At 75.9% G+C, this 19275-nt stretch carries 22 protein-coding genes; 11 read left to right on the top strand and 11 right to left on the bottom strand.

The features are described from left to right. Positions 1 to 26 precede the first annotated feature (26 nt). The gene (locus ACQPX6_RS09925) at positions 27 to 1094 is read right to left on the bottom strand and encodes a thiamine-phosphate kinase (RefSeq protein WP_433787141.1); all 1068 of its coding nucleotides are present in this window, start codon (positions 1092 to 1094) and stop codon (positions 27 to 29) included. Positions 1095 to 1174: 80 nt separating this feature from the next. Here ACQPX6_RS09925 and ACQPX6_RS09920 point away from each other — a divergent pair, with 80 nt between their 5' ends. Both ACQPX6_RS09920 and ACQPX6_RS09915 read left to right on the top strand, forming a co-directional pair. Continuing rightward, entirely contained in the window at positions 1175 to 1411 is a 237-nt protein-coding gene (locus ACQPX6_RS09920) for an Lrp/AsnC family transcriptional regulator (RefSeq protein ID WP_433787140.1), read from the top strand. A gap of 3 nt (positions 1412 to 1414) precedes the next feature. Continuing rightward, positions 1415 to 1981: a DUF3515 domain-containing protein gene (locus ACQPX6_RS09915; RefSeq protein ID WP_433787139.1), complete on the top strand. Its 567-nt coding sequence runs from the start codon at positions 1415 to 1417 to the stop codon at positions 1979 to 1981. Here the strand turns inward: ACQPX6_RS09915 and ACQPX6_RS09910 are convergent. From ACQPX6_RS09910 to ACQPX6_RS09900, 3 genes are read right to left on the bottom strand one after another with little or no spacing between them, the layout of a single operon-like run. Next, positions 1962 to 3053 carry a D-alanine--D-alanine ligase family protein gene (locus tag ACQPX6_RS09910; protein WP_433787138.1) on the bottom strand — a complete coding sequence of 364 codons (1092 nt, stop codon included), beginning with the start codon at positions 3051 to 3053 and terminating at the stop codon, positions 1962 to 1964. The genes ACQPX6_RS09915 and ACQPX6_RS09910 overlap by 20 nt on opposite strands. A gap of 21 nt (positions 3054 to 3074) precedes the next feature. Then, positions 3075 to 3872 (bottom strand): tryptophan 2,3-dioxygenase, encoded by a 798-nt coding sequence (locus tag ACQPX6_RS09905; protein ID WP_433787137.1) that lies wholly within the window; start codon positions 3870 to 3872, stop codon positions 3075 to 3077. After that, complete coding sequence (locus ACQPX6_RS09900; RefSeq protein WP_433787136.1) at positions 3857 to 5287, bottom strand: PLP-dependent aminotransferase family protein; 1431 nt, start codon at positions 5285 to 5287, stop codon at positions 3857 to 3859. The genes ACQPX6_RS09905 and ACQPX6_RS09900 overlap by 16 nt, the downstream gene beginning before the upstream one ends. Before the next feature lie 59 nt (positions 5288 to 5346). Here ACQPX6_RS09900 and ACQPX6_RS09895 point away from each other — a divergent pair, with 59 nt between their 5' ends. After that, complete coding sequence (locus tag ACQPX6_RS09895) at positions 5347 to 5991, top strand: pyridoxamine 5'-phosphate oxidase family protein (protein WP_433787135.1); 645 nt, start codon at positions 5347 to 5349, stop codon at positions 5989 to 5991. A gap of 3 nt (positions 5992 to 5994) precedes the next feature. Here ACQPX6_RS09895 and ACQPX6_RS09890 read toward each other — a convergent pair whose 3' ends face one another. The 3 genes from ACQPX6_RS09890 to ACQPX6_RS09880 all read right to left on the bottom strand — a co-directional run bounded on the left by ACQPX6_RS09890 (position 5995) and on the right by ACQPX6_RS09880 (position 8334). Continuing rightward, positions 5995 to 6495, bottom strand: a complete 501-nt coding sequence (locus ACQPX6_RS09890) for an ATP-binding protein (protein ID WP_433787134.1) — start codon at positions 6493 to 6495, stop codon at positions 5995 to 5997. Between the two features lie 64 nt (positions 6496 to 6559). Continuing rightward, on the bottom strand, positions 6560 to 7585 hold the full coding sequence (locus tag ACQPX6_RS09885) for an NAD(P)H-dependent glycerol-3-phosphate dehydrogenase (protein WP_433787133.1): 1026 nt from the start codon (positions 7583 to 7585) through the stop codon (positions 6560 to 6562). Continuing rightward, positions 7582 to 8334, bottom strand: a complete 753-nt coding sequence (locus ACQPX6_RS09880; RefSeq protein WP_433787132.1) for a lysophospholipid acyltransferase family protein — start codon at positions 8332 to 8334, stop codon at positions 7582 to 7584. Before ACQPX6_RS09880 ends, ACQPX6_RS09885 begins: the two co-directional genes overlap by 4 nt. Positions 8335 to 8484: 150 nt before the next feature. Here ACQPX6_RS09880 and cofC point away from each other — a divergent pair, with 150 nt between their 5' ends. From cofC to ACQPX6_RS09865, 3 genes are all read left to right on the top strand, one after another. Further along, positions 8485 to 9189 carry a 2-phospho-L-lactate guanylyltransferase gene (cofC, locus tag ACQPX6_RS09875; protein WP_433787131.1) on the top strand — a complete coding sequence of 235 codons (705 nt, stop codon included), beginning with the start codon at positions 8485 to 8487 and terminating at the stop codon, positions 9187 to 9189. A gap of 134 nt (positions 9190 to 9323) precedes the next feature. Further along, on the top strand, positions 9324 to 11633 hold the full coding sequence (locus ACQPX6_RS09870; RefSeq protein WP_433787130.1) for an RNA degradosome polyphosphate kinase: 2310 nt from the start codon (positions 9324 to 9326) through the stop codon (positions 11631 to 11633). A 50-nt stretch (positions 11634 to 11683) separates the two neighbouring features. Then, a complete protein-coding gene (locus tag ACQPX6_RS09865) occupies positions 11684 to 12598 on the top strand; it encodes an NUDIX hydrolase (protein WP_433787129.1) in 915 nt (304 codons plus the stop codon). A gap of 64 nt (positions 12599 to 12662) precedes the next feature. Here ACQPX6_RS09865 and ACQPX6_RS09860 read toward each other — a convergent pair whose 3' ends face one another. Together ACQPX6_RS09860 and ACQPX6_RS09855 are read right to left on the bottom strand one after the other, a co-directional pair. Beyond that, positions 12663 to 13475 (bottom strand): siderophore-interacting protein, encoded by an 813-nt coding sequence (locus ACQPX6_RS09860; RefSeq protein ID WP_433787128.1) that lies wholly within the window; start codon positions 13473 to 13475, stop codon positions 12663 to 12665. A gap of 39 nt (positions 13476 to 13514) precedes the next feature. Further along, the gene (locus ACQPX6_RS09855) at positions 13515 to 14345 is read right to left on the bottom strand and encodes a LysR family transcriptional regulator (RefSeq protein WP_433787127.1); all 831 of its coding nucleotides are present in this window, start codon (positions 14343 to 14345) and stop codon (positions 13515 to 13517) included. 82 nt (positions 14346 to 14427) lie between these two features. On the opposite strand from ACQPX6_RS09855, the gene ACQPX6_RS09850 reads away from it, so the two are divergent. Beyond that, entirely contained in the window at positions 14428 to 15135 is a 708-nt protein-coding gene (locus ACQPX6_RS09850; protein WP_433787126.1) for an SDR family NAD(P)-dependent oxidoreductase, read from the top strand. 18 nt (positions 15136 to 15153) lie between these two features. On the opposite strand, the gene leuD is transcribed toward ACQPX6_RS09850, so the two are convergent. Both leuD and leuC read right to left on the bottom strand, forming a co-directional pair. Further along, positions 15154 to 15741, bottom strand: a complete 588-nt coding sequence (leuD, locus tag ACQPX6_RS09845) for a 3-isopropylmalate dehydratase small subunit (protein ID WP_433787125.1) — start codon at positions 15739 to 15741, stop codon at positions 15154 to 15156. 10 nt (positions 15742 to 15751) lie between these two features. Beyond that, positions 15752 to 17182 carry a 3-isopropylmalate dehydratase large subunit gene (gene leuC / locus ACQPX6_RS09840; RefSeq protein ID WP_433787124.1) on the bottom strand — a complete coding sequence of 477 codons (1431 nt, stop codon included), beginning with the start codon at positions 17180 to 17182 and terminating at the stop codon, positions 15752 to 15754. Between the two features lie 43 nt (positions 17183 to 17225). Here leuC and ACQPX6_RS09835 point away from each other — a divergent pair, with 43 nt between their 5' ends. The 4 genes from ACQPX6_RS09835 (at position 17226) to ACQPX6_RS09820 (ending at position 19269) form a co-directional block, all read left to right on the top strand. Continuing rightward, entirely contained in the window at positions 17226 to 17921 is a 696-nt protein-coding gene (locus tag ACQPX6_RS09835; protein ID WP_433787123.1) for an IclR family transcriptional regulator, read from the top strand. 88 nt (positions 17922 to 18009) lie between these two features. Next, the gene (locus tag ACQPX6_RS09830) at positions 18010 to 18228 is read left to right on the top strand and encodes a hypothetical protein (protein ID WP_433787122.1); all 219 of its coding nucleotides are present in this window, start codon (positions 18010 to 18012) and stop codon (positions 18226 to 18228) included. A 199-nt stretch (positions 18229 to 18427) separates the two neighbouring features. Beyond that, the gene (locus ACQPX6_RS09825; RefSeq protein WP_433787121.1) at positions 18428 to 18604 is read left to right on the top strand and encodes a hypothetical protein; all 177 of its coding nucleotides are present in this window, start codon (positions 18428 to 18430) and stop codon (positions 18602 to 18604) included. Continuing rightward, a complete protein-coding gene (locus ACQPX6_RS09820) occupies positions 18604 to 19269 on the top strand; it encodes a hypothetical protein (RefSeq protein ID WP_433787120.1) in 666 nt (221 codons plus the stop codon). The genes ACQPX6_RS09825 and ACQPX6_RS09820 overlap by 1 nt, the downstream gene beginning before the upstream one ends. Positions 19270 to 19275: the final 6 nt, after the last annotated feature.

Raw genomic sequence — 19275 nt, 5'->3', positions numbered from 1 at the left:
CTATCGCTCAGAAGATCACGCACGTACTAGCGCCAGTGCAGGTAGCCGGGGTCGCCGGAGCCGCCCCAGCGGTCGGCGTCGACGGTGACCGAGCCCGTGCCGGCGCGGACCTCGCCGCACACCACCCAGTCGGCCGGCACGTCCTGTTCGCGCGGGAAGGTCGCGACCAGCGCGTGGTCCTCGCCACCCGTGAGCGCCCAGCCCAGCGCGTCGCCGCCGAGCGCCGAGGCCACGTCGCGGAGCTTGTCGGCCACGGGCACCAGGCGCGAGGACAGGTCGACGTGCACCCGCGACGCCGCGGCCACGTGCCCGAGGTCGGCGAGCAGTCCGTCCGAGGTGTCGATCATCGACGTGGCGCCCGCGCGCGCGGCCACGGGTCCCGCGCGCCACGGCGGGCGGGGCGTGCGGTGTGCGGCCACCATCGCCACCGGCGAGCGGAATCCCCGGCGCAGCACGGCCATGCCCGCCGCCGACCACCCCAGCTGCCCGCAGACGGCCACCACGTCCCCGGGGCGCGCGCCGGAGCGCGTCACCGGCGCCCGGCCCTCCAGATCCCCGAGCGCCGTGATCGAGACCACCAGGGTGTCGGCGGACACGGTGTCGCCCCCGACGACGCCGACGCCGGCGTCCGCCGCGGCGTCCCACACGCCGGCCGCGAGGCCGTCGAGCACGTCGGCGCTCGTGTCGCCGGGGCACGCGAGCGAGAGCAGCAGCGCCGTCGGCACCGCGCCCATCGCCGCGACGTCGGCGAGGTTCGCGGCCACCGCCTTGCGGCCCACCTGCTCGGGCGCCGACCAGTCGAGGCGGAAGTGCACGCCCTGGACCAGCGTGTCCACGGTCGCGACGACCCGGCCGTCGGGCGCCGCGACCACCGCCGCGTCGTCGCCCGGGCCCAGCAGCGTCTGCTCGGGCTGGAAGCGGTCGCCGGTCAGACGGTCGATCACGCCGAACTCGCCGAGCTCCGCCGCGGTCCCGGCGTCGGCCGGCGTCGCGCGGTCCGGTCCGCCGCCGGGCGCGCCGGTGCCCCGGCGGGCCCGACCCCCGGCGCCCCCGGTCCGTCCGTGTCCCCCGCGCCCGTTCGCCGTCCGGCTCACCCCTCGACTCCCTGCGGTACCTTGCCTGCTGCGCCGTGCCGGTGCCCCCGACCGGCCCCCGTCCCCGAGGAGGCACATCCGTGGTCCAGGCCTACATCCTGATCCAGACCGAGGTGGGTCGTGCCGCCGCGGTCGCCTCGGAGGTGGCCGGGATCGACGGGGTCACCCGGGCTCAGGACGTCACCGGACCCTACGACGTCATCGTTGCCGCCGAGGCCGACGACGTGGAGTCGCTCGGTCGCACGGTCGTGAACGCCGTGCAGAAGGTCCCGGGCATCACCCGGACGCTCACCTGCCCCGTCGTGTCCGCCGACTGAGCGGTGCCTCCCACCCGGGGGCTCGGGGTGGCGCGCCGGCTGCCCCGCGCCCTGGTCGGGATCGCCCTCGCGCTGCCCGTGCTGATCGTGGCCGGCGTGCTGGTCGCCTCCGCGGTGCTCGTGCGCGACCCCGTGCCCGACGCCGACACCGTCCGCCTGCACGTCGCCGCCGTGCCGGTGCCCGCCGCGGCCAGCGCCGACTGCTCGCGGCTGCTCTCCGGGCTGCCCGGCGAGATCCCCACCGAGCGCGGCCTGATGCCCCGGCGCGTGCTCGCCGACCCGGTCCCCGCGGCCACGCTCGCGTGGGGCGGCGAGGACGGCGCGGCGCCGATCGTGCTGCGCTGCGGCCTGCCGCGCCCCGTCGAGCTCGCCCCCGGCGCGTCCACGCTCGACGCGGCGGGCGTCGACTGGGTCGCCGTGGAGGACGGCGTGCCGGGCAGCACGACGTGGGTGACCGTCGACCGCGCCGTGTACGTGGGGCTGACGATCCCCGACGACGTGGGCACCGGCCCGGTGCAGGACGTCTCGCGCGGGGTGAAGATCGCGCTGGTCAGCCGCCCCGCCGGCTGAGCGCGGTCTCGACCAGCGTCTCCACCAGCACCGGGTACTCGATGCCCGCCGTGGCCCACATGCGCGGGTAGAGCGACGTCGACGTGAACCCCGGCATGGTGTTCAGCTCGTTGACCAGCAGCCGTCCGTCGCCGGTGAGGAAGAAGTCGACGCGCGCCAGGCCCTCGACGTCCATCACCCGGAACACCTCGACCGCGGTGCGGCGCACCATCTCGGCCACGTCGTCGTCGAGCTTGGCGGGCACGTCGAGCTCGCAGGCGTCGTCGAGGTACTTGGTGTCGAAGTCGTACCAGCCGGCGTCCCCGCCGACGACGCGGACCTCGGCCGGCACGCTCGCCTCGACGCGCCCGTCGGGGTGCTCGAGGACCCCGCACTCGATCTCGCGCCCGACGATCGCGGCCTCGACGAGCACCTTCGGGTCCTCGGCGCGGGCGGTGGCGACGGCCGCGGCGAGCCCGGACCAGTCGGTGACGCGGCTGATGCCCACCGACGACCCGGCGCGCGCGGGCTTGACGAACACCGGCAGCCCGAGGCGCTCCCTCTCCGCGTCGGTGAGGGTGTCGCGGTCGGGGCGCAGCACCGCGTGGTCGCCGACGGGGACGCCCGCGTCGCGCAGCAGGCGCTTGGTGACGTCCTTGTCCATCGACGCGGCGCTGGAGCAGACCCCGGCGCCGACGTAGGGCACGCCGGCCATCTCGAGCAGGCCCTGCACCGTGCCGTCCTCCCCGCCGGGGCCGTGCAGCACGGGCACGACGACGTCGACGCGACCCAGCGAGGTGCCGTCGTCGAGGGCGATCAGCTCACGGCGCGTGGGGTCGGCGGGCAGCGCCACCGGGCGCCCGGAGGTGACCTCGGGCAGCTCGCGGCCGTGCAGGCGCAGGACCTCGGGGTCCGTCGGGCCGAGCACCCACTCGCCGGCGGGCGTGATCGCGACGGGCAGCACGTCGTAGCGCGCCGGGTCGAGGTGGGCGAGCACGCTGCCCGCGGAGAGACAGGAGATCTTGTGCTCGCTGCTGCGTCCCCCGAAGAGGACGACGACGCGGGGGCGATCCGGCTCAGCCTGGCCCGTCATGGCGGCGGAGCCTACGCGGCGCTACAGCGCGGTCCGCACCGCGTACAGCTCCGGGAAGAAGGACAGGTCGAGCACGCGGCGCAGGAACGACGCCCCGGTCGTCCCACCGGTGCCGGTGCGGAAGCCGATGGTCCGCTCGACCGTCTTGAGGTGGCGGAAGCGCCAGAGCTGCAGGTTGTCCTCGATGTCGACGAGCTCCTCGCAGACCTCGTAGACGTCCCAGTTGCGCTGCGGGTCGTCGTAGATCGTGCGGAACACCTCGACCAGCCGCGGATCCTCGCGGTGGGGCTCGCGCACGTCCCGCGCGAGCACGTCGGCGGGCACGTCGTGGCCGCGGCGGGCGAGCAGGCGCAGGAACTCGTCGTAGAGGCTGCGCCGGTCGAGCGCGGCGGTGAGCACCGCCCGGGCGTCCGGGTCGTCGCCGAACACGTCGAGCATCGCCGGGTCCTTGGCGCCGAGCAGGAACTCGACGGCGCGGTACTGGTAGCTCTGGAACCCCGACGACGAGCCGAGGAACCCGCGGAAGCGCTGGTACTCCGACGGCGTCAGCGTCGCGAGCACCGACCACTGCTCGATGAGCTGCTTCTGCACCTGCTTCACGCGCGCCAGGCGCTTCTGGGCGAGCGCGACGTCGTCGCCCGCGAGGTCGTCGCACGCGCCCGTCAGCTCGTGGAGGGCGAGCTTGAGCCACAGCTCGGAGGTCTGGTGCTGGATGATGAACAGCAGCTCGTCGTGCGCCTCGGGGCGCGAGAGCGGGGTCTGCGCCGCGAGCAGCTCGTCCAGGTGCAGGTACCGCCCGTAGGTCAGGTGTTCGGGCACGGCGCCGATCCTCGTCGCCCGACGGCCCCGGGCGCGACCCCCGTGAGCACCCGGGTGAGCACCGCCAGCGCCTCGTCGAGCTCGTCGCCGCCCGGGCCGGCCCAGCCGACGAGCACGCCGTGCGCGCGGGGCCCGGCGGGGTCGAGGTGGTGGGCGCCGAGCGGGCCGAGGTGCACGCCCGCCGCCGCCGCGCCGTCCACCACCGCCTGCTCGGCGTCGCGGTCGGGCAGGTCGACGACGAGGTGCGCGCCCGCCCGGTCGCCGCGCACCCGGTGGCCCGCGGCGGTGACGGCGTCGACCACCCGGACCCGGCGGGCGGCGAGCTCGCGGCGCAGCCGCGCGAGGTGGCGGGCCAGCGCGCCGTCGGCGTGCAGGGCGGCGACGATGTGCTGGCCGGCGGGCGCGGGCCGCACGCCCGTGGCCCGGCGGCGCGCGAGCACCCGGTCGCGCCAGGCCGGCGGGGCGACCATCCAGCCGGCGCCGAGGCTCGGGGTCAGCACCTTGCTCGCAGTGCCGAGGTGCACGGTGACGTCGGGCGCGAGGCCGGCGAGCAGGGGCAGCGGCGCGACGTCGTAGCGCAGCTCGCCGTCGTAGTCGTCCTCGACGAGCAGCAGGCCCTCGTCGCGGGCGCGGGCGACGAGGGCGGCGCGGCGGGCCACCGGCAGGCGGGCGCCGAGCGGGTACTGGTGCGCGGGCGTGAGGTAGACGGCGTCGACCCCGGCGGGGACGTCGTCGACGCGCAGGCCCTCGTCGTCGACGCCGACCCCGACCACGTCGGCCCCGGCGTCGCGCAGCACCGCGACCGCGCGCAGGTAGCCGGGGTCCTCGACCGCGACGCGCGGCGGGTGCCCGTGGTGCGCGGCGAGCAGGGCGACGAGCTCGGCGAAGCCGTCGGTGGTGCCGGCGGTGGCGAGGACGTCGCCGGGCGCGGCGGCGAGGCCGCGGTGGTGCAGCAGCAGGCGCGCGACGGCGTCGCGGTAGGCGGGCACCCCGGCGTGCTCGGGGCGCGCTGCGGGCTCGAGGTCGCCCGCGCGCCGCCAGGCCCGGCGCCACGCCCGCCGGTCGAGCACCGCGGTGCACGGGGCCCCGGGCCGCAGGTCGACGCCCGTACGTGCGTGATCTTCTCGGCGACAGCCGGGAAGATCACGCATGTAGGAGGTCGCCAGCACGTACGTGCCGGCCCCGCGGCGGGGGCCGAGCCAGCCCTCGGCGACGAGCTGGTCGTAGGCGGCCGCGGTCACCGTGCGGCTGACGCCCAGCTCCTCGGCCAGGGCGCGGGTGGACGGCACGCGGTGGCCGACGCGCAGGACCCCGCGGGCGGCGGCGTCGCGCAGCCCGTCGGCCAGCTGCACCGCGAGCGGGGCCGCCCCGGCGCGGTCGAGCGGGAGCACGAGCTCCGGCGGCAGCCCACGCACGGTGGCCTCCTCGAGTCGCGCGGAAGTGGCCGTTCGAGGATGCCACTCGGCGCCCGACCATGGTGACCGTGACGCTCTCCCCCACCGAACGCTCGCAGGTCCGCCGCCACCGCGACCGCCAGCGCACCGACCGCGCCGAGCTCCACGCGGTGCTCGACGAGGCCCTGGTCGCCCACCTCGGGCGCGTGGTCGACGGCGAGCCCGTCGTGCTCCCGACCCTGCACGCCCGCGTCGGCGAGACGCTCTACCTGCACGGCTCCAGCGGCGCGGCGAGCCTGCGCGGCGACGAGCCGGTGTGCGTGACCGTGACGCTCGTCGACGGGCTCGTCTACGCCCGCCGCTGGTTCACCCAGTCCGCGAACTACCGCAGCGCCGTGGTCCGCGGGCACGCCCGGCCGGTGACCGACCCCGACGAGGCGCTGGTCGCCCTGCGCGCCCTGGTCACCCAGGTCGCCCCCGGACAGGAGGACCACGCCGACCCGCCGAGCCGCAAGGAGCTCGCTGCGACCGGGATGGTCGCCGTCGACCTCACCGAGGCCAGCGTCAAGACGCGCAGCGGACCGCCCGGAGACGGCGACGCCGTCGCGGCCGGCGACCACCGCTGGGCGGGCGTCGTGGGCCTCGAGATGCGGGTGACGGGCGTGACGACGTGCCCGGCGCTCCCCGCGGACACCCCGGTGCCCGCGCACGTGCCGACGGGGTGAGCGTCAGGCCATCGCGGCGGCGCGGCCCGGCCCGGTGCGCGGGGCGGGCGTCGCGGCCGGCGCCGGGGCGATGCGGCGGCGCAGCTGCACCGTGGTGCCGTCGTCGTCGGACAGCACCGCGGTGGCGTGCATGAGCTCACGCATCAGCGGCAGCCCGCGGCCCCGCCAGCCGGGGCCGCTGCTGGGCCGCCACGCACCCTCGTCGAGGACGGTGACGACCAGGTCGCGGCCGGTGAGCAACGGGTGGGACACCACGGCCCACAGCGTCATGAGCCCGGGCGCGCCGCGCTCGACGTAGGCGTGGTCGACGACGTTGGCCAAGGCCTCGTACACCGCGAGCGCGAGGTCGTCGGCGGTGTCGGCGTCGGTGAGCGGACCGACCCAGCTCCGGAAGCGCCGGCGCATCATCGCGGCGTCCTCGGTGGTCGAGAGCGCACAGAGCTCCAGCGGCGCCACGGCGGTGCGTGGCTCCGTCCGGGGGCCCAAGCGCTGCAGCACGTCCATCGCGGCCAGTGTTCCCGGGGTCGGGGGCGGCAAACGTCGACGCACCGGGTCGAGTCACGGGGCCCTACTCGACCTTGAGCTCCCGGTTGATCAGCTCCTCGCCGACCTCCTTGGCCGACACCTCCCCGGCGCACACCCGCCGGACCGCGTCGACGATCGGGGTGTCGACGTCGTGGCGGCGGGCGAGCTCGGCGATCGCGTCGCAGGACTTGACGCCCTCGGCGACCTGGCCGTGGTTGGCCTCCTCGGCCTCGGCCACCGTGAGGCCGCGGCCGAGGGCCTCGCCGAAGCGCCGGTTGCGCGACAGCGGCGAGGAGCAGGTGGCCACGAGGTCGCCCATGCCGGCGAGGCCCGCGAGCGTGAGGTGCTCGGCGCCCAGGGCCACGGCCAGGCGCGAGATCTCCGCCAGCCCGCGGGTGATCAGCGAGGCCGCGGTGTTGTCGCCGTAGCCCAGCCCCGCAGCCGTCCCGCAGGCGAGCGCGATGACGTTCTTGCACGCCCCGCCGAGCTCGCAGCCGATGACGTCGGTGTTGGTGTAGGGCTTGAAGTAGCCGGTGGAGCAGGCGTGCTGGACGGCGACCGCGCGGTCGTGGTCGGGGCAGGCGACGACGGTGGCGGTGGGCTGCTCCGCGGCGATCTCGCCCGCGAGGTTGGGGCCCGACACGACCGCCACGCGCCCCGCCTCGGCGCCGGTGACCTCGTAGATCACCTCGCTCATGCGCAGCAGCGTGCCGCGCTCGACCCCCTTGGCGAGGCTGACCAGCGTCACGCCGTCGGGCAGGTGCGGGCGCCAGTTCTCGAGGTTCTCCCGCAGCCGCTGGGCGGGCAGCGCCAGCACGACGGCCTCGGCGCCCTCGAGCGCCTCGTCGGCGTCGGCGGTGGCGACGAGGTCCGTCGGCAGCGCCACGTCGGGCAGGTACTCGTGGTTGCGGTGATCGCGGACCACGGCGTCGGCGACCTCGGCGCGGCGGGCCCACAGGGTGACGGGCGTGCCGGCGTCGGCGAGCACCTTGGCGAACGTGGTGCCCCACGACCCGGCGCCCAGCACCGCGACCCGGCGCAGCGGGGCCACGCCGTTCCCGGCGCTCACTCGCTGCCCCGCGCGCCGCGCGTCGGGGCGGGCACCGGCTCGCCGCGGACCTCGCCGAGCAGCTCCCGCACGGCGGTCATCATCCGCTCGGTGGCCTCGCGCAGCGCCGACACCTCCGCCATCCGCTCACGGCCGGGCTCGGCCTGGGCCACGCGGGCCCGCAGGTCGTCCATCGGGATCGGGTCGCCCGCCTTCACGGTGATCATGGTGCGCCGCGACGGCCGGAACCGGCGGCGGTAGTGGTCGTAGACCGACAGCGTGCCCCAGTGCACGACGGGGATGACGGGCACGCCCTCGCGCTGCAGCGCCAGCCGCGCCGCGCCCGAGCGGGCGGCCATCGGCCACCCCGCCTCGTCGCGGGTGATCGTGCCCTCCGGGTAGATGACGACGACCCCGTCGTCGTCGAACGACGCGCGCGCGGCCTCGAGGCTCGCCCCGGCGTCGGCCGAGCCCCGGCTCACCGGGATCTGGCGGCTCCCGCTCAGCACCCGCCCGAACACCGGCACCTTCCACAGCGACGCCTTCGCGAGGAACCGCGGCACCCGCTTCGCCCGGTGCACGAACACCGCCGTGTAGACCGGGTCGAGGTAGGAGACGTGGTTGCACACCAGCAGCGCGGGGCCCTTGGCGGGGACCTGGTCGAGCCCCTCCATCCGGCGCTTCGCGAGCAACCAGGTCAGCGGGTAGAAGGTCGCGGCGGCCAGGGCGACCGCCCACCCGCCCTTCTCGCGCACCCGTGCCACCGGCACGCCCACCTCCGCGTCCGTCAGGTCGTGCGGGTCCGGAAGGACCCGTCGCCGCGCAGTCTCTCCCGCAGCGGTTGGGCCGGTCCAGCGAGACCGGTCACCCCGGCGGGTCGGGCCCGCCCCGGTGTCGGCGCCAAGGGGCAGACTGAGGCCGTGCCCGATCCGGTCGACCTCGTGGTGCCGGTCAAGGAGCTGCGCCGGGCGAAGTCCCGCCTCGCCCCGGCCGTCGCCGGCCTCCCCGGTGACGACGCCGACCGGGAGCACGCCCACCGCGCGCTGGCCCTCGCCCTGGCCCGCGACACACTGCGCGCGGCCCGCGCCGCCGGGCTAGCCGGCCGCCTCGTCGTCGTCACCGCCGAGCCGGCCGAGCGGCTGGCGGGGGCGGGGGCGCCGTGGGAGACGGTGCGCGACCCCGGCGGCGGGCTCAACGCCGCGATCCGGGCCGGCGCCGCGCACCTGCGGCGCGCCGGCGCCCGGCGCGCGGTCGCCGCGCTGCAGGCCGACCTCCCCGCGCTGCGTCCCGACGAGCTCGACGACGCGCTCTCCCGCGCCGCGGCCGCGTTCGCCGACGGCGCCCCGGCCGCGTTCGTCGCCGACCACGCCGGCACCGGGACCACGCTGCTGGTCACCGCGCCCGGCCGGTCCCCGCGGCCGCGCTTCGGGCCCGGGTCGGCCGGGGCCCACGCGCTGGCCGGGGCGGTGGCGCTCGACGGCGACTGGCCCGGCCTGCGCGGCGACGTCGACACCGTCGACGACCTGGCCCGCGCCCGGGCGCTCGGCGTCGGGCCCGAGACCGATGCGTGGTGCGGCCGGGTCACGGCGCCCGCCGCCGTCGGCGCACCCTGCGGGCCGCGGTGAGCCCGGATCGACCACGGAGCGGCCCCGGGACCGGGTGTCGGGCCGGTATCGCCGCGGTGAACGCGCCGGCCTCGCGCGAGGGCCGGGTCGCGCTCCCTCGCGGCCTGCGCCCGCCTCCGGCACGATCGGCGGGCGTGAGCACCTCGTCCTCCACCGGTAGCGCCACCGGCACCGCCACGACCGACGGGTCCGCCGGCACCGACGCGACCATCGAGGACGGGGAGGCCACCGAGGTCCCCGGCGCCGACGACGCGGGGCCCGTCGGCCCCCGCCCGCCCGCGGCGGCCGACCAGCACAGCCGCGGCGTCCGCGGGCGCACGCCGGGCGCCCCCGCGGCGCCGACCGCGCAGGCCACCGGCGACCTGCCCGCCGACCGGTACGACAGCCGCGAGCTGTCGTGGCTGGAGTTCAACGCGCGCGTGCTGGCGCTGGCCGAGGACACCAGCCAGCCGCTGCTCGAGCGGGCGAAGTTCCTGTCGATCTTCGCGTCGAACCTCGACGAGTTCTACATGGTGCGCGTCGCCGGGCTGAAGCGCCGCGACCAGGCCGGCCTCGCGGTGCGCGGCGCCGACGGGCTCACGCCGCGCGAGCAGCTGGGCCGCATCGCCGAGCGCACCCAGGAGCTGGCGCACAAGCACGCCCGCGTGTTCCGCGACGAGGTGGCCCCGGCCCTCGAGGACGCCGGCGTGCACGTCATCGACTGGTCCCAGGTCACCGAGGCCGCGCGCCCCCGGCTCTCGGAGTGGTTCGCGCGCCAGGTGTTCCCGGTGCTCACGCCGCTGGCCGTCGACCCCGCGCACCCCTTCCCCTACATCTCCAACCGCTCGCTGAACCTCGCGGTCGCCGTGCACGACCCCGAGACGGGCACCGAGCACTTCGCGCGGGTCAAGGTCCCGAACAACGTGCCGCGCCTGGTGCGCGTCGGGCGCGACCCCGAGGAGGACGGCGGCTCCGACCGCGAGGCGTGGTTCCTGCCGATCGAGGACCTCATCGCCGAGAACCTCGACCAGCTCTTCGAGGGCATGCGCGTCACCGAGCACCACGTGTTCCGGGTGACGCGCAACGCCGACCTCGAGGTCGAGGAGGACCGCGACGAGGACCTCCTGCAGGCCCTCGAGCGGGAGCTGGCCCGCCGCCGCTTCGGCCCGCCGGTGCGCCTCGAGGTCACCGACACGATGAGCGAGCACATGCTCGAGCTGCTGCTGCGCGAGCTCGACGTCGACCCGCACGACGTCGTGCAGGTGCCGGGGCGCCTCGACCTCTCCGCGCTCATGGAGCTCATGGCGCTCAACCGCCCGGACCTCAAGGACCCGGTGTTCGTGCCGGCCAAGCACCCGGCGTTCAGCGAGGGCGAGACGCCGCGCAGCGTCTTCGCGACCCTGCGCGAGGGCGACGTGCTCGTGCACCACCCCTACGACTCGTTCTCCACGAGCGTCCACCGCTTCATCGAGCAGGCCGCGTCGGACCCGAAGGTGCTCGCGATCAAGCAGACGCTCTACCGCACCTCGGGCGACTCGCCCATCGTGGAGTCGCTGATCGACGCGGCCGAGGCGGGCAAGCAGGTCGTCGCCGTCGTGGAGATCAAGGCCCGCTTCGACGAGCGCGCCAACATCGGGTGGGCGCGCGCCCTGGAGCGGGCGGGCGTGCACGTCGTCTACGGCCTCGTCGGCCTCAAGACCCACTGCAAGGCCGTGCTCGTCGTGCGCCAGGAGGGCTCGACGATCAAGCGGTACTGCCACCTGGGCACCGGCAACTACAACCCGAAGACCGCGCGGCTCTACGAGGACATCGGCGTGTTCACCGCCGACGAGACCGTCGCCGCCGACCTCACCGACCTGTTCAACGTGCTCACGGGCTACGCGCGCCGCACGTCGTACCGCAAGCTGCTGGTGGCCCCGTACGGGCTGCGGCGCGGCGTCGTCGAGCGGATCGACGGCGAGCGCGAGCGGGCCGAGCGCGGCGAGCCGTCGGGAATCCGGATCAAAGTCAACGGGCTGGTCGACGAGCAGGTGATCGACGCACTGTACCGGGCGTCGGCGGCCGGGGTGTCGATCGACCTCGTCGTGCGCGGCGTGTGCTCGCTGCGGGCGGGGGTGCCGGGGCTCTCGGAGAACATCCGGGTGCGCTCGATCCTCGGGCGCTTCCTGGAGCACTCGCGGATCTTCCACTTCGTGGGGGCCGACGAGCACTGGATCGGCAGTGCCGACATGATGCACCGCAACCTCGACCGCCGGGTCGAGGCGCTCGTGCCCGTCACCGACCCGCGCCTGACCGCGCAGCTGGACCAGATCCTCGACTCCACCACCGCCCCGTCGACCCGGTCCTGGGTGCTGCAGCCCGACGGGTCGTGGGACCCCTGGCCCGTGGCGTCCGGCGAGGACCACCAGGGCCTCGCGGTGTCCGACCACCAGGTGCAGCTGCTGCGGCGCCGCCAGGACCAGTGACCCCGCCGCCCCCGACGACGACTCACGACGCCCGAGCGGAGCCCGAGCCGATGACGATCCACGCCGCCGGGGCCGTCCTGTGGCGCCCGACCACCGCCGACCCGTCCGGGGTCGAGGTGGCGGTGGTCCACCGCCCGCACCACCGGGACTGGAGCCTGCCCAAGGGCAAGGTCGACCCCGGCGAGACGCGGGTCGACGCCGCGGTGCGCGAGCTGGCCGAGGAGACGGGCTTCGCCGCCGTCCTCGGCCGGCACCTGCGCTCGGTGCACTACCGGATCGGGGCCGAGGACAAGATCGTCGACTTCTGGGCGGCGCGCGCCGGCGACGGCGCCTTCACCCCCGGCGACGAGACCGACGAGCTGCTCTGGGTCTCCCCCACCGAGGCCGCCGAGCTCGTGTCGTACTCGTCGGACCGCGAGGTCCTCGAGGCGTTCACCGCGCGCCCGCCCGCGCTGCGGACCCTGCTGCTCGTGCGCCACGCGCTGGCCGGCCGGCGCTCGGAGTGGGCGGGTCCCGACGGCGAGCGCCCGCTGGTCGAGGAGGGCCGGGCGCAGGCGCAGAAGCTGGCGGCGCTGTTCTCGCGCTTCGGCGTCGGCGCGCTGTACGCGGTGCCCAAGACCCGCTGCCGGGAGACGCTCGCGCCGTACGCCGAAGCCGCGGGCCTGCCCGTGCACGAGGTCGCCGAGCTCGGCGACGGCACGGTGGAGCGCGACGACGAGACGGCGCGCGCCACGCTGGAGCGGCTCGCGGCGGACGGGGCCACCGCCGCGGTGTGCGCGCAGGGCGACGGCATCCCGCACCTCGTGCGCGCCCTGGCCCAGGCGGCGGAGAAGGCCGGCGACGCGCCCGCCTCGGACCGCGACCTCGCCGACCCGCCGTGCCGCAAGGGCAGCGCGTGGGTGCTGTCGTTCGACACCGACGGGACGCTCGCCGCGGCGGACTACCACCGCGACGCCGCCTTCTGAAGGTGCACTGCGTGCTCGTGAGCACTTCTCGGTGCTGCAGCACCAAGAAGTGCTCACGTGCGCGTCAGCGCACCTTCTCCGCCTGGAACGTGTCCTCGTCGGCGCCGCGGCGCCAGTAGCCCGAGATCGACAGCCGCTCGCGGTCGAGGCCGCGCTCGTCGAGAAGGTGGCGGCGCAGGGCCTTCACGTCGCCGGTCTCGCCGTGGACGAACGCGTGCACGGTGCCCGCCGGCCAGTCGGCCGCCTCCACCGCAGCGACGAGGTCCTCGCCGGCGTCGCGGTGCAGCCAGCGCAGGGACAGGTCGGCGTCGGTGGCGAGCGCCATCTCGTCGTCCGGGCCGTCGACCTGCACGTACGCGTGGACGGGCACGCCGGGGGCGATCCGCTCGAGCGCCGCGGTGATGGCGGGCAGGGCGGCCTCGTCGCCGACGAGGACGTGCGCGTCGGCCTCGGTCGACGGGCTGTACGCGCCGCCCGGCCCCATGAAGACCAGCACGTCGCCGGGCTCGGCGGCGAGCGCCCACGGGCCCGCGACCCCGCGGTCGCCGTGCACCACGAAGTCGATCGCCATCTCGCCGGCGGCGTGGTCGAGCGAGCGGACCGTGTACGTGCGCACGATCGGCCACGCCTCGCGCGGCATCGACGCGCGGATCGCCCTGACGTCGAACGGCGTCGGGTACTCCACGCCGGGGCGCGGGAACGCGAGCTTGACGTACTTGTCGGTGAAGCCGTTGTCGGCGACGCCCTCGAGCCCGGGGCCGCCGAGCACCACGCGCACCAGGTGCGGCGTCAGCCGCTCGGTGCGCAGCACCTGCAGGCGGTGACCCGGCCCGCCCTTGGATCGCGGGGCGGGGGCCTGGGTCTCGGGAGCAGCCATGGGCACGACCCTACCCCCGACGCTTAGGGCAGCCTAAGTTCAGAGTCGCGAGGCCACACGGACCAGGTCGGCCAGGGCCCGCGACCGGCTCCGGGGCGGCCACGCCAGCAGGGTGGTCACCCGGGGCGCGTCGACCAGGGGCACCGCGACGATGCCGCCGGGCAGGCCGCCGCGGACGGAGTCCGGCAGCACCGCCACCGCACGCCCGAGCGCGACGAGCTGCTGGAGCTGGGCGCTGTCGTGCACCTGCGGGCCCTCGCCCGGGGGGAACCCGCCGTCGGGCCTGGGCCAGCGCGGCAGCGCCAGGTCGACGACGTCGGCCAGGCGCAGCTCGGTGCGGTCGGCCAGCGGGTGCCCGGTCGGGACGAACAGGGCCTGGCCCTCCTCGGTGAGCTCCTCGGTGTCGTAGCCGTCGGTGGCGTCGAAGGGGCGGTGCAGCAGGGCCACGTCGGCGCGGCCGTCGCGCAGCACCCGCTCCTGCTCGCCGGGCCCGCACAGCGTCACGTCGACCTCGACCGACCCCGGCTCCGCGGCGTACGCGTCGAGCAGCTTCGCGAGGAGCTCCTGCGACGCCCCGGCCTTCGCCACCAGCGCGAGCACCGGGCGCTCGCCGGCGGCCCGCCGGGTCCGGCGCTCCGCGGCGTCGACGGCGTCGAGCGCGGTCCGGCCCTCGGCGAGCAGCACCGCGCCGGCGTCCGTGAGGGCCACCGCGCGGGTGGTGCGGTCGAACAGCGGGGCACCGAGCCGGCGCTCCAGCGTCCGGATCGCGCGCGAGAGCGGGGGCTGGGCGATCCCGAGCCGCTCGGCTGCGCGCCCGAAGTGCAGCTCCTCGGCCACCGCGACGAAGTAGCGCAGCTCCCGGGTCTCCACCCCGTCATTCATACCCGCCGGGTATCACCGCGCGCCGAGATGGTCTTGGACCGGCGACGGGACCGGGACGAGCATCGAGGACATGAGCGAGAAGACCACCGCCCTGGTCACCGGGGCGAACAAGGGCATCGGCTACGAGATCGCGGCGGGCCTCGGCGCCCTCGGCCTGCGGGTCGGCGTCGGTGCGCGCGACGAGCAGCGGCGCGAGGACGCCGTCGAGAAGCTGCGGGCCGCGGGCGTCGACGCGTTCGGGGTGCCGCTCGACGTCAGCGACGACGCGAGCGTCGCCGCGGCGGCGGCCTCCCTCGACCGGCTCGACGTGCTCGTCAACAACGCCGGCATCACCGGCGGGACGCCGCAGGACCCGACGACCGTCGACCTCGACCTCCTGCGCACGGTCCTGGAGACCAACGTCTTCGGGGTCATCCGCACGACGAACGCGCTGCTGCCGCTGCTGCGCCGCTCCCCGGCGCCGCGGATCGTCAACCTGTCCTCGAGCGTCGGCTCCCTCGCCCGGCAGGTCGCCGGCCAGGCCGGCCCGGTCGCGATCGGCTACTCGCCGTCCAAGACCTACCTGAACGCCGTGACGCTGCAGTACGTCCGCGAGCTGGAGGGCACGAACATCAAGATCAACCTGGCGTGCCCCGGCTACGTCGCGACCGACCTCAACGGCCACCGCGGCCACCGCACCCCGCAGGAGGGCGCCGCGACGGCGATCCGCCTGGCCACGCTCCCCGACGACGGCCCGACCGGCGGCTTCTTCGACGACGCCGGCCCGATCCCCTGGTGACGCGGCCCTGGTGGAGACTCAGACGGTCGTCGGCTTGTGCGCCGGCCGCGTCGCCTCGTAGGCCGTGATGTCCTCTTCGTGGCGCAGCGTCAGGTCGACGTCGTCGAGGCCCTCGAGCAGGCGCCAGCGGCTGTACTCGTCGACCGTGAACGACACGACCACGTCGTCCGCGGTGATCGTGCAGGCCTGCAGGTCGACGGTGAGCTCCAGGCCCGGGCGCTCCTCGATCTTCTTCCAGAGCAGCTCGACGTCGGACTGCGCGACGGTCGCGGCCAGCAGGCCCGCCTTCGACGCGTTCCCCTTGAAGATCTCGCCGAAGCGCGACGAGACGACGACGCGGAAGCCGAAGTCCATCAGCGCCCAGACGGCGTGCTCGCGCGACGAGCCGGTACCGAAGTCCGAGCCGGCGACGAGCACGCTGCCGCGCGAGTAGGGCTCGGTGTTGAGGACGAAGTCCGGGTCCGACCGCCAGGAGGCGAACAGCCCGTCCTCGAAGCCCGTGCGCGTCACGCGCTTGAGGTAGACGGCCGGGATGATCTGGTCGGTGTCGACGTTCGACACGCGCAGCGGCGTGCCGATGCCGGTGTGGGTGGTGAAGGCGTCCACTTCGGGCTCCTCAGGCGAACTGCAGCGTGGTGGGCGTGAGGTCCTCGGGCGACGAGAGCGTGCCGCGCACCGCGGTGGCCGCGGCGACCAGCGGCGACACGAGGTGCGTGCGCCCGCCCTTGCCCTGACGGCCCTCGAAGTTGCGGTTGGACGTCGACGCGCACCGCTGGCCGGGGGCGAGCTGGTCGGGGTTCATGCCCAGGCACATCGAGCAGCCCGCGGAGCGCCATTCGGCACCGGCCTCGGTGAACACCGCGTCCAGGCCCTCGGACTCGGCCTGCGCCTTGACCTTCATCGAGCCGGGCACGACGAGCATCTGCACGTCGTCGGCGACGTGGTGGCCCTTGAGGACATCGGCGGCGGCGCGCAGGTCCTCGATGCGGGCGTTGGTGCACGAGCCGAGGAACACCACGTCGACCGCGATGTCGCGCAGCTTCGTGCCGGGCTCCAGCGCCATGTACTGCAGCGCCTTGCGCGTCGCCGCCGCGTCGTCGTCGTCCATCGTCGCGGGGTCCGGCACGCTGTCGGCCAGCGGCAGCCCCTGGCCGGGGTTGGTGCCCCAGGTGACGAACGGGGTCAGCGCGTCCGCGTCGATGTGCACGACGGCGTCGAACTCGGCGTCGTCGTCGGTGCGCAGCTCGCGCCAGGCCTCGACCGCGGCGTCCCACTGCTCGCCCTGCGGGGCGTGCGGGCGGCCCTGGAGGTACTCGAACGTCGTCTCGTCCGGCGCGACCATGCCGGCGCGCCCGCCCGCCTCGATCGACATGTTGCACATCGTCATGCGGGCTTCCATCGACATGTCCCGCACGGCCTCGCCGCGGTACTCGAGCACGTAGCCCGCGCCGCCGCCGGTGCCGATCTGCGCGATCACCGCGAGGATGACGTCCTTGCTGGTGACGCCGGGGCGCAGGGTGCCGGAGATCTCGATCGCCATGGTCTTGAACGGGCGCAGCGGCAGCGTCTGGGTGGCGAGCACGTGCTCGACCTCGGACGTGCCGATGCCGAACGCCAGCGCGCCGAACGCACCGTGGGTGGAGGTGTGCGAGTCGCCGCAGACCACCGTGGTGCCCGGCTGCGTCAGCCCCAGCTCCGGGCCGATCATGTGGACGATGCCCTGGTTCGCGTCGCCCATTGGGTAGAGCTTGACGCCGAACTCCTCGACGTTGCGGCGCAGCGTCTCGACCTGCGTGCGGGAGACCTCGTCGGCGATGGGCGCGAGGATGTCCAGCGTCGGGACGTTGTGGTCCTCGGTGGCGATCGTGAGGTCGGGGCGGCGCACGGGGCGACCGGCGAGACGCAGCCCGTCGAACGCCTGGGGGCTGGTGACCTCGTGGACGAGGTGGAGGTCGATGTAGAGGAGGTCGGGCTCGCCGTTGTTGCTGCCCTCACCGCGCCGCACCACGTGCTGGTCCCAGACCTTCTCTGCGAGCGTCTGTCCCACGTCTCCGCCTCTTTCTCACATCTTGGGACTACTGTGTCGTCCTGTGGGACAGGGTAGCGGTATCGGCGTGCTCGACAAGGCGGTGGTCGTCCTGCGGGCCACGGCGGCGGCGCCGTGCGCCCTGGGCGAGCTGTGCGAGCGCACCGGGCTGCCCCGCGCCACCGCGCACCGCCTCGCCGTCGGGCTCGAGGCGCACCGGCTGCTCGCCCGCGACGCCGACGGCCGCTGGCGCCCCGGCCCCGCGCTCGGCGAGCTCGCCCACGGTCACGGCGACCCCCTCCTGATCGCCGCCGAGGAGGTGCTGCCCGGGCTGCGCGACCTCACCGGCGAGAGCGTCCAGCTCTACCGCCGCGACGACGTGGACCCCGCGGCCCGCGTGTGCGTCGCCGCCGCCGAGCCGGTCAGCGGGCTGCGCGACACCGTCCCCGTGGGCGTGCGCGTGTCGATGGCCGCGGGGTCCGGGGCCAAGGTGCTCGCCGCGTGGTCGCCGCTGCCCTCGGCGTTCACCGACCTCGTGCTCGACGAGGTCCGCCGCCGCGGCTGGGCCCAGAGCGTCGCCGAGCGCGAGGCCGGCGTCGCCAGCGTCTCGGCCCCGGTCCGCTCCCCCGACGGGGCGGTCGTGGCCGCGGTGTCGGTGTCCGGCCCGGTCGACCGCCTCGGGCACCGGCCCGGCGCCCGGTGGGCCGAGTCCCTCCTGGCGGCCGCTCGGAACCTCGAGGTCCGCCTCGCCGCCGTGTGAGCCCGGGGCACGCTCCGTCGCCGGTCGACGACGAACCGTGACGAGCGCGCGCCCCGTCCCGTGACCCGCCGGCGGCAGGCTCAGCGAGGTGCGCGCCGTCCCGGACATCCCCTCCCCCCGCCCGAGCCTCGAGGACCTGCGCGGGCTCTCCGACGACCTTGACGTCCTCGTCCGGGCCGTGCGCGACCTCGTCGCCCTGCAGGACGAGATCGACGCGGGACTGGGCCGGCGTGAGGGTGTCCGGTCGGCCGTGGTGCTCCGTCCCGGGGAGGCGGAACGGGAGCGTGACCCGGGCGCGGTCGCCTGAACCCGTCGGCCCGGTCGTGCGAGCACCTCCGCCCTCAGCGGTCGGTCAGCACGGCGACCTCGCCCTGCTCCCGAAATCCACCGACGTCCGGTGGCGGTCGCCCCTCCCCAGCGGCGGGCGCGTACAGTCGCCGCTACCCCGTTCGAGTGAGACCCGGAACACCACCGCCTGCTCCGGGCCGGGAGAGAGGAGACCGCCCGTGCGCATCGGAGAGCAGGTCCGCGTGCTGACCGTCGAGCCGATCGTCGACCCCGTGCCCGACGGCGACTTCCCCGACCGCCCGGCGGAGGTGCGCCCGCCCGCGCCGCGGCCGACGCCGCGGTCGGGCCGGGCCACCACCCCGCGGCCGGCGCGGCGGCCCGTCCCCGGGCGCTGATGACCGGGGCGCCCGACCTGGCGATCCCGGTCGTCGGGTGGCGCCTGTGGTTGCTGGACGCCGACGACGACGGCCCGGCGCTGACCGCACCCCGGGCGATGACGCCGTGGCCGGCCCGGGTGGCGACCACGGCGGCCTGCCGGGCGGGTTGCGGACGTCCGCCGTCGTGGGGGTGCCGGTGCGGCCTCTACGCCACGGCGCAGCTCGACCACCTCCTGACCGACGTCGTCACCGCGGGCGCGGTCCTCGGCGCCACGGCGCTGTGGGGTCGCGTGGTCGAGGCGACCGAGGGCTGGCGCGCCGAACGGGGCTATCCGCTGGTCCTCTTCGCGCCGACCGTCGACCGGCGCGACCGCGGAGAGGTGCTCCACGTCGCGCTCCCGCGGCTGACCCCCGGGCGGGACGACGATCAGGCCTCGCCCGCGACACCCGACGAGGGTGCCCTCCGGGCGCTGGCCCGGCGCTACGCGATCCCGGTGCACACCGTGCCCAGCCTGCCGCCGTACCACGCGCCGACGATGGCCGGCCCCGCGGCGACGCTGCGGGACGAGGCGGCGCGGGGGCTCGCCGCGCGGCGACTCGGGGACGGGGCGGCCCGGCTCCGGTTCGACCGGGCCGTCGAGGGCCTGCTGGCCGTGCTGGACCAGCGGCGGTCGACCGCCTAGCCGCCG

The organism is Actinomycetospora sp. CA-101289 (assembly GCF_050955895.1).
Classification (GTDB): domain Bacteria; phylum Actinomycetota; class Actinomycetes; order Mycobacteriales; family Pseudonocardiaceae; genus Actinomycetospora.
Note: the sequence above shows the minus strand (reverse complement) of the source record. Positions and strands in the feature narration are given on the sequence as shown.